General features: G+C 37.2%; 6 protein-coding genes and 1 tRNA gene. 3 read left to right on the plus strand and 4 right to left on the minus strand.

Features of this window, described 5'->3' with window-relative positions; genetic code table 11:
- Positions 1 to 17: 17 nt before the first annotated feature.
- The gene (locus GJU43_RS16895) at positions 18 to 755 is read left to right on the plus strand and encodes a DUF2490 domain-containing protein (RefSeq protein ID WP_154342157.1); all 738 of its coding nucleotides are present in this window, start codon (positions 18 to 20) and stop codon (positions 753 to 755) included.
- A 4-nt stretch (positions 756 to 759) separates the two neighbouring features.
- Here GJU43_RS16895 and GJU43_RS16900 read toward each other — a convergent pair whose 3' ends face one another.
- Entirely contained in the window at positions 760 to 3,519 is a 2,760-nt protein-coding gene (locus GJU43_RS16900) for an outer membrane beta-barrel protein (RefSeq protein ID WP_154342159.1), read from the minus strand.
- Positions 3,520 to 3,878: 359 nt separating this feature from the next.
- On the opposite strand from GJU43_RS16900, the gene GJU43_RS16905 reads away from it, so the two are divergent.
- Positions 3,879 to 5,738: a carboxypeptidase-like regulatory domain-containing protein gene (locus GJU43_RS16905; RefSeq protein ID WP_154342161.1), complete on the plus strand. Its 1,860-nt coding sequence runs from the start codon at positions 3,879 to 3,881 to the stop codon at positions 5,736 to 5,738.
- 80 nt (positions 5,739 to 5,818) lie between these two features.
- Here GJU43_RS16905 and der read toward each other — a convergent pair whose 3' ends face one another.
- Both der and era read right to left on the minus strand, forming a co-directional pair.
- On the minus strand, positions 5,819 to 7,129 hold the full coding sequence (der, locus tag GJU43_RS16910) for a ribosome biogenesis GTPase Der (protein ID WP_055094723.1): 1,311 nt from the start codon (positions 7,127 to 7,129) through the stop codon (positions 5,819 to 5,821).
- 469 nt (positions 7,130 to 7,598) lie between these two features.
- Positions 7,599 to 8,480: a GTPase Era gene (gene era / locus GJU43_RS16915; protein ID WP_127340344.1), complete on the minus strand. Its 882-nt coding sequence runs from the start codon at positions 8,478 to 8,480 to the stop codon at positions 7,599 to 7,601.
- Between the two features lie 148 nt (positions 8,481 to 8,628).
- Here era and GJU43_RS16920 point away from each other — a divergent pair.
- Positions 8,629 to 8,701 (plus strand) — tRNA-Met (locus GJU43_RS16920).
- A 124-nt stretch (positions 8,702 to 8,825) separates the two neighbouring features.
- On the opposite strand, the gene GJU43_RS16925 is transcribed toward GJU43_RS16920, so the two are convergent.
- The coding region (locus GJU43_RS16925; RefSeq protein ID WP_195760025.1) for a transposase at positions 8,826 to 9,026 on the minus strand (201 nt) is incomplete at its 5' end.

Raw genomic sequence — 9,026 nt, forward strand, 5'->3', positions numbered from 1 at the left:
GAATTTATACAGATTAGATGAAAATCCTCCCAATAGTATTCCTTTTAAGTTTTACAAGTCCCTTTTTACTGGCCCAAAAAAAGACGGATCAACAAACCCTGACCTGGATCAGGTACTACAATATCTTTCCTCTAACCGAAAAATGGGCCATTCATTCTGAATTTGACAACCGCAGTTTCGTAAATCCTGTTCATGAAAATCTTTTTGTATTACGTCTTCAGGGGCGTTACAGGGCCACTAAAACAATAGATTTAGGGGGCGGATTTGCTTATTTTAATGTCAACACACAAGATCCACATACTGACCCCGATTTTTCAGTTCCGGAATACAGGACCCAGCAGGATATCACGTTTATTAATGATATTGCAAAAATCACTTTCCACAACCGTCTGCAGCTTGAAGAACGTTTTATTCAAAAAGCCACCAAAACAGAACTACTGGATGATTATACTTCTTCAATTCGATTCCGATATCGGTTACAGTCCATGTTTACGCTTTGGCAAAAAGACAAACGCAGCATAAAAGGAACTATTTCTGATGAAATTTTATTCAATTACGGAAAAGACAATAAAAGAAATACCTTCGACCAGAACCGTATTTACGCTGCATTACGTTATCATTTCAATCCTAATATCGGATTGGAACTGGGTTACCTCAAAAGCTTCCAGAGACGTTCAAGCGGTATCGATTTTTACGATCGTGATATTATCAGGTTGACACTGTATCATCGCATTAATCGCAAAACCAAAGCCTGAAATCCTACATTTCCCTTTGCCTTCTTTTTGATTCTTTTTCTTTAGAGGCAAAATTTCCAATTTTATACGACAGCGAAAACATTACATATCTTTTTAAAACCGTATTCTCCTCATCACGAATAGAAGTCGCTGAGATCGTTCGCGTGGCACTCTGGTTCTGATTCAGAATATCATATACTTTTACTTTCACATAGATTTTTTTATCGGAAAAACCATACGACAAACTGGTATTCCACAGGTAAAAATCTTTCTTGAAATCACCTGAAATATTCGAATTGTAATTGTAACCGAAGTCATTTCCAAAAATCAGATTGGCCGGCCAATATGAAGTTGTCTGCAAATTGATTCGGTGTACTACATTGGAGCTCGCATCCCTGCTAAAGTTCTCGTATTTGGTTTCATTATAAGACAGACTGTACGATGGTGAAATTGTAAGCAAATCCCCGTATTCATACGTCAGGTATACTTTTGGCGTTACTGCCACAGATTTAGCATTATAAATAACTGCATTGGTATATCCTTTATCAAAGGAATAACTTCCATTGATTCCAAAGCCATATCGCAAAGCATGTGCATCTCTTTTCACAGACTGATTCCAATTGGCACCCACGGAGGCAATATAAGTTCCCGAAATATTGGCATACGTTGTGGTTCTTTTTCCGCTATCATCGTAAACCGAAGTAGAAACTACATCATTATTGTAGTAATCTGCCTTTAAATACAAGCTATAACCGGATCGGGTACGAAAATCGAAATTTTTAAAATCAATGCTTGCCGTGTTTTTTTCAATCGGATTCAGATCCGGATTACCAATCACGGTATTTAACGGATTGGTCAGATTCAATACCGGCATTAACTGAACGGCAGACGGAAGTGCGTTCGAATAATCGTATTTGAAGGTCAGGTTTTTTGATCGGCTGAATTTGTATCGAAGCTGAAGATTTGCAAAAGGTAACACATATTTTTTGTTCAGGTCTGTTTCATTATTTTGGTATAAAGAGTAATTATCATAACCGATAATTGACGTTTTAGAATTCATGTTCAGCGTGAATTTACTTTTCTGCCAGGTAATCCCAAACTTAGGGCTCACCGAATTCTGACTGGAAGTGGTATAATTCGTCAGCGATTCATTGAGATCAGAATAGGAATTGGTTGCCACATTAAAATTGTACGTTTTAGCATCGTTGACGGAACTTACCCAATCCAAATCAGAACCAAATCTAATTCTCAGCGAATCCGTAACAGGCTCTGTATATTCGACATCAAAGGAATAAGAATCAGAACTGCTGTTATTTTTGCTGTTCTGGTTTCTTTCGTCACTTGGTTTATTGTCCTGATAAAAAATAGTCTCCGAAACGTTAAATCCATTGGAATCACTTCTTGAATTGCTGTTATTGAAAACCAGACTCAGGTTACGTGCTTTTTTCTCAAAAGTTTTATTGAAATTGATACTGTTTGTAAAATTGGTATTCGAGCTTTCACTATACGAATCCGAAGTACTTTCGTTTAAAGACTGTCCATTTTCATCTTCTGAAAAAGTAGAAGAAGAAGAATTGCTGTTCGAATGTGATTCATTCAGTTTTGGAGCCACCACTAAATGGGTTGTCGGGTTAATTTTGTACTCCAATTCAAAATTAGCATTGTTACCGGTGTTCTCATTTCTGGTTTTGGAATCTGCAGCCGTGACGATATTTCCGGTAGGCAAAAAACTAATCTGATTGGACTTACTCTCGTTTTTATTAACCGAATTCGAAAAATTATAACTGCTCATAAATTCCAGATCTTCCGTCCAGTCGTCTGAATAATTAATTCCGGCCAGATTCGATTGCGTAATTCCTTTACCGCTTCCGGAACCTGAGCTTTTGCCACTGTTTTTACTATTTCTTCCGCCACCCATATTATCAAATACCTCATCCTGTGAAAACCCTGTGGAGTTAATATTATTGGAAGATGCCAGAACACTTATCTTTTGTTTGTTTTTAAAGAAGTTCAGAATCAGGCTGCTTTCATAACGATCATCAGCCCCATACCCGCCCAGGACTTTTCCAAAAAATCCTTTATTTTTCTTTTCGTCTATGGTGATATTAATGCTCGAATAATCCGAAGTCGATTCCTGTTTAGAGAGTTCTTCTTTTTTAGTTTTAAAATCCGAAACCTGAATTTTCTTGATGATTTCAGCAGGCAGATTCTTTAAGGCAATAGCCCCGTCTTTATCAAAAAACGCTTTTCCGTTTACCAGGAGTTGTGTTACTTCCCTCCCGTTTACGGTAATTTTTCCATCATTATCAACATCAAAGCCCGGCAATTGTTTTAATAAAGTTTCTACATTCGAATCCGGGCGTACTTTATACGAAACCGCATTAAATTCTAAAGTATCTTTTTTGATCGTAATAGGTGGTGCTTCTGTTTTGATGACCACATTATCTAAAGCATTGATGCTTTCAAGCAAATATAATTTTCCAAAATCCTTGCTTTCCTGAAGGCTTTTTTCTTCTTCATAATAAGGCTGATACCCCAAATAGTTCACTTTTAGAAAAACGGGCTTGTCGTATTTCTTCATGTTGATACTAAAAAAGCCGTTTTTATCGGTGGTGGCATATTCAAGTACAGTAGAATCTTTTACGGTAGTAAAATACACTGTAGCCATTTCGAGAGGCAATTGGGTGTTGAGATCAACTATGGTTCCTTTGACAATGATCGTATTCTGGGCATTCGCGGAATAGCAAAAAAGAAAAAGCAATAGTAAAGGATATATTCTGGTCATAAAATGGATTCGTTTGAATGGTAAGAATCAAAAAAGCTGAAAAGGTTTAGTTGCATTTTTTAGATTTATTTAAATCTTCTGAAAAGACAAGTTGAAAATTCTGTATTTAAAACCTTTTTTACCTTATGTGATTTCAATATAAAAAACTTGAAATACAATATTTTAAACCCAAATAAAACCATAAAAAAGGGTGAAAACGCCCGATTAAAAACAGTATTTAGCCTGATCTCTGTTGCATCAAAATACAGAACCTTTGTTATTAATAATTTAAAAAATAAGGAGCGTTCAGAAAATCCTAAAAAGAGTATGACAGAAAAGTCGAAAACTGATTAGAGTAGGCAATTTAAAAACAAATAATTATGAATACTATTTTTAAAGGTTCCCTGAGAGGATATGTTTGCGAAGACTGTCGCGAATTTATATCAAATGTTGACGTTTTATTATACCTGCCGTATAAACAAACCCGTGTACCAGATGCAACTGCTACTGCAAAAGAGGTATTTCATGTCGTTACCAAAGAAGAAGCAGAAAAAAGAAAAGGATTACTTATAGACAAAAAAACAACGGATATCAATGGAGATTTTGAGTTTGAAATTAACGAAAGATATCTGAATTCGGATTTCGATATTGACTTTGTCTGTGGTTCCGTTCCGCCAAAACATCCCAAACCAAAAAGAGAGGAACAGGTACAATTTCACATCACCACTTTAGCGATGCAGGCAGAGCTGGAAAAACAAACAAAAGATCAAAATTCCAGATGGAATTACACCATTGCTCATAAATGGTGGTGTTACATTAGAGGTCACTTCTTTGATGCCTGGGTGATTTGCGGCCATTTGATGAACTGCAAAACAAATAAACCTATCGCCAATGCAACAGTTACGGCAATGGATGCGGATTTCCTGACCGATGATACTTTAGGATCTGCAACAACGGATGCTACCGGACATTTTAGAATTGATTATTCGGCGGCAGATTTTAAAAAGACCTTTTTATCTCCGTGGCTCAATGTAGAAACGGACCCTAATTTTCTTTCCTTCCAAAGTGGGCCGGATGTTTATTTTAAAGCCGAATTGGCCGGAACTAAATTAGTTGACGAAACCAAAGCTGATGCACGCAAAAATGTGGGCTACTGCCTATGTGTAACTTTATGTTCAGAAATAGCGGTGACCGATCCCGGAGACACTTTCCCTAGTGCATGGACCGGAATTGGAAATGCTTTTAGTTCTTCTTACGGAACTGGTATTCATGATTTTGACGCTAATGGCTTTGCCGGTTCAGGTAAGAACGTTTTATTTTCAACGATACGTTTAACAGGACAGGCAGCTTTAAAATCAGCAGCGGGTAACCCAATCGAATATCGTTTCAGGGTTAGCCATACAACCGATCTAAATACTGCCGCCAGCCTTCCCGAGGCAAATTTTACTAAAATTGTTGGTGTTACTCCTGGCTTGTTTGTTAAAAGTACTGTTTCAAAACTAAGCCGTATCGTTCCTGCTCCTCTTCTTAATGAAATTTTTGTGGAAAGCGATCAAAGTGATTTTGATACAGAAGGTTGGTTTGATGTCAATCATGCCATTGAGAGAACCTTAATCAGCGTTGGTTTAACGCCTGCAGATTTAGCGCTGTATAATGTTATTGAAGAAGATACATTAATTTCACTGGATACGACTGCGTTAACTACGCAACCAAATGTTCCGAATATTTTTAATGCAGGACAAACTATTCCCGATGCAAACAAAATTGATATCGAAAAAATTGCCATCCGATTTGAAATTCGGGAAGTAATAGACAAAGCCGCTAATAATTTCGGAGTGATTGGTGGCGATGGAAAAACACTTAATTCTATTGTAATCAACAACAATCCGATATACAAAAAACTAGCTATTAAAGAATTAGAAGACAGCACCCTTTGCAGTCCAATTAGCGGTATTATACATCTCAAATATACCCTATACCATCCCTATTTATCGACCTGCTCGTTAAGAATAAAAAAGAATAGCGAGACTACTGAAACCCATATCAACGATGGTATAATAGATAACCCTGCCGTAGTTGATCAAAGAACCAATGCCAGTTCCGAAATTAATAATCCGCCGACAATGGAACGCTGCACTTACATTGTAAGGCTTTATTCCTCTACCAGAAAACACAATGGCGATTATGGTGATTCTGATGGCAGCTGGCCGGAAGAGCAATTATTCTTTTATAACGGTTAACTGATACCAATTACCTAAAACAAAAAAGCAACATTTTCAAATTTGAAAATGTTGCTTTTTTTAATCTCTAAAAGAGAATTTTATTTCTCTCTGATATAGATATCAATTGGCACTCCTGAAAAGTCCCAATTTTCCCTGATCTTATTTTCAAGATATCTTTTATAAGGTTCCTTAACATATTGCGGCATATTGGCAAAAAACACAAACTGAGGTGTTAATGTTGGCAACTGCATACAATATTTAATTTTCACATACTTCCCCTTTGTTGCCGGCGGCGGATAGGCTTCAATTACCTTCAGCATAAATTCGTTGAATTTAGAAGTCGGGATTCTCTGTTTTCTGTTTTCAAAAACCTGAACCGTAGCTTCCAATGCTTTCAATAAACGCTGTTTCGTTAAAGCCGAAACGAACAAAATTGGCACATCGGTAAAAGGCATTAATTCTTTTTTAATTTTCTCTTCGTAATCACGTGTCGACATGGTATCTTTTTCTACCAAGTCCCATTTGTTCACTAAGATCACGACCCCTTTACGGTTTTTCTCTGCCAGCCAGAAAATACTCTGATCCTGACCTTCAAATCCACGGGTGGCATCGATCACCAATATACAAATATCGGCATGCTCAATTGCACGAACCGAACGCATTACAGAATAAAATTCCAAATCTTCCTTAACCTTTGCTTTACGGCGAATTCCCGCAGTATCAACCAGGTTAAACTCAAAACCAAAACGGTCAAATTTCGTATCAATGGCATCACGTGTTGTTCCTGCAATATCGGTTACCATGAAACGTTCTTTACCAATTAATGCATTGATAAAACTTGATTTTCCGGCATTCGGGCGTCCTACAACGGCAAAACGCGGTAAAACTACTTCTTCCTGAACAGGCTCCGGTTTTTCCGGGAAAGATTCGATCAGAGCATCTAATAAATCTCCGGTTCCGCTTCCTGATATACTCGCAAAAGTAAAATAGTCTCCTAAACCCAGGTTATAAAATTCCAGTGCATCTTTCTCACGCATGGCATTATCTACCTTATTAACAGCCAATAAAACCGGTTTTGTCACTTTACGCAACAAACGCGCTACCACGTCATCCATTGGTGTAATTCCTTCCTCAACATCTACCACAAAAATAATAACATCTGCTTCATCGATAGCAAGCTCTACTTGTTTACGGATTTCACCTTCAAATACGTCATCACTTCCGCGAACATATCCGCCGGTATCAATTACAGAAAACTCTTTTCCGTTCCACTCGCTTTTACCGTAGTTCCTGTCTCTGGTAACTCCAGAAACCGAATCTACAATAGCTTCTCTTCTTTGTATCAGCCTATTAAAAAGGGTTGATTTCCCTACATTAGGTCTTCCTACTATCGCAACAATGTTATTCATTTTTTTGAATTTTTGATTTTGGTTTCCAGCTTTTAGATTTTTAGTTCCCTAAAATTCTATCACTTATAAATCCAAAATGCTTTATTTTAATTTTTTGCAAAGGTAGGTAAAAAAGTGGCTAAGTCGCTAAGTTTCTAAGTACCTAAGTTTTTTTATTCTTTTTCCTGTTATATTAAGGAGTATTTTCAGGAGCTATTTCCTGCTATCCGTTTCAAACGAAGTTCACTGAACTCCGCTTTAAATATGAATAAAGTAAAGTAATCTTTTGTTGCGCTAAAGCTTCACAAAAGGATTTCCACTTCTATCAGGGCTAGGGATTCAGTTTTCAGTTCCCTGTCTCAGTTAAAACAAACGCTTGACATTTCAAAACCTAAAATAATCTGAATGTCCCTTTTTATAATTTCAAATCTGAAACCATTATCAATTCCAGTTTCAAAACTGAGACTGAACACTGTGACTGAAAACGCTCTTATTGGTTATACCCAAATCGTTTCAGCATATTCGCGTTGCTTCTCCAGTTTTTATTCACTTTTACAACCAGTTCAATGTGAATTTGTTTTCCGAAGAATTTTTCCAGATCGGCACGGGCTTCGGTACCTACTTTTTTCAAAGCGGCGCCTTTGTGTCCTATGATGATTCCTTTTTGGGTTTCGCGTTCTACCATAATGATCGAACGGATTCTGATGATGTTTTCGTCTTCAAAGAATTCTTCCGTTACGATTTCAACTGCGTATGGAATCTCTTTGCTGTAGTTTAGTAAAATTTTCTCACGGATGGTTTCGTTTACGAAAAAACGTTCCGGCTTATCTGTTAACTGATCTTTTGGATAATAGGCCGGAGATTCCGGCAATAAATCGATAATTCTTGTAAAAACTTCCGGTACATTAAAATTCTGCAAAGCCGAAATAGGAAAAATCTCTGCGTTTGGTACTTTAGCCGTCCAAAAAGCAACCTGCTCTTCCAGTTGTTCCTGGTTGGAGTTGTCAATTTTATTCAACAATAATAAAACCGGGATTTTAGCGTGGATTATTTTATTAAAGAAAGCTTCGTCTTTTAAGTCCTGCTCCCCTATCTCTACCATGTAAACCAGAATATCCGCATCTTCAAAAGCCGATTTCACGAAGTTCATCATCGATTCCTGCATTTCATAAGCCGGTTTGATGATTCCTGGAGTATCCGATAATATAAGTTGAAAATCCTCGCCATTTACGATTCCAAGAATACGATGGCGTGTTGTTTGTGCTTTTGATGTAATGATTGATAATCTTTCTCCAACAAAGGCGTTCATCAATGTTGATTTTCCAACGTTTGGATTTCCTATGATGTTTACAAAACCTGCTTTATGTGACATTTGCGTAATATTTATTTTTACTCCGTACAATTCGATCTACGGTCTAGGGTGCAAAGGTAATCATATCAACCCAATACAGAAAATAAAACATTTTTTAAAGTTTTCGTTGTTTTTCTCAGAAATCGGCGTATCTTTGCACCCGAAACATCGCGGGATAGAGCAGTAGGCAGCTCGTCGGGCTCATAACCCGAAGGTCACAGGTTCGAGTCCTGTTCCCGCTACTAAAAAGAAAACACCACTTGAAAAAGATGGTGTTTTTTTATTTTAAATTACAGCTTGCCAGGCTCATATCAGCCGCAGCGGACACAAGTTGGATCAACACGAAAACCTGTGGAGTAACAAAAATTAAGCATAAATATTAGTTAGTCTAAAAAGGAAGTATTCTATATTCCTAACACCTCTGAATTTTGATCTGAATGCTTTTATTTTAGCATTGAATGATTCTGCAGAGGCATTAGTGCTTCTGTTCTCAAAATAGTTTAATATGGTTTGATAATGATTCATAATTGTACGAGAGATTGTGCCGAAAGACTTAAACCCGGATTG

The sequence above is a fragment of the Flavobacterium sp. LC2016-23 genome (assembly GCF_009674775.1).
In the GTDB taxonomy this organism is placed as follows: Bacteria; Bacteroidota; Bacteroidia; order Flavobacteriales; family Flavobacteriaceae; genus Flavobacterium.

Bases quoted from the DNA above. Each gene is read 5' to 3' on its own strand.
- GJU43_RS16895 (WP_154342157.1), top strand. From the start codon at position 18: ATGAAAATCCTCCCAATAGTATTCCTTTTAAGTTTTACAAGTCCCTTT.
- GJU43_RS16900 (WP_154342159.1), bottom strand. From the start codon at position 3,519: ATGACCAGAATATATCCTTTACTATTGCTTTTTCTTTTTTGCTATTCC.
- GJU43_RS16905 (WP_154342161.1), top strand. From the start codon at position 3,879: ATGAATACTATTTTTAAAGGTTCCCTGAGAGGATATGTTTGCGAAGAC.
- der (WP_055094723.1), bottom strand. From the start codon at position 7,129: ATGAATAACATTGTTGCGATAGTAGGAAGACCTAATGTAGGGAAATCA.
- era (WP_127340344.1), bottom strand. From the start codon at position 8,480: ATGTCACATAAAGCAGGTTTTGTAAACATCATAGGAAATCCAAACGTT.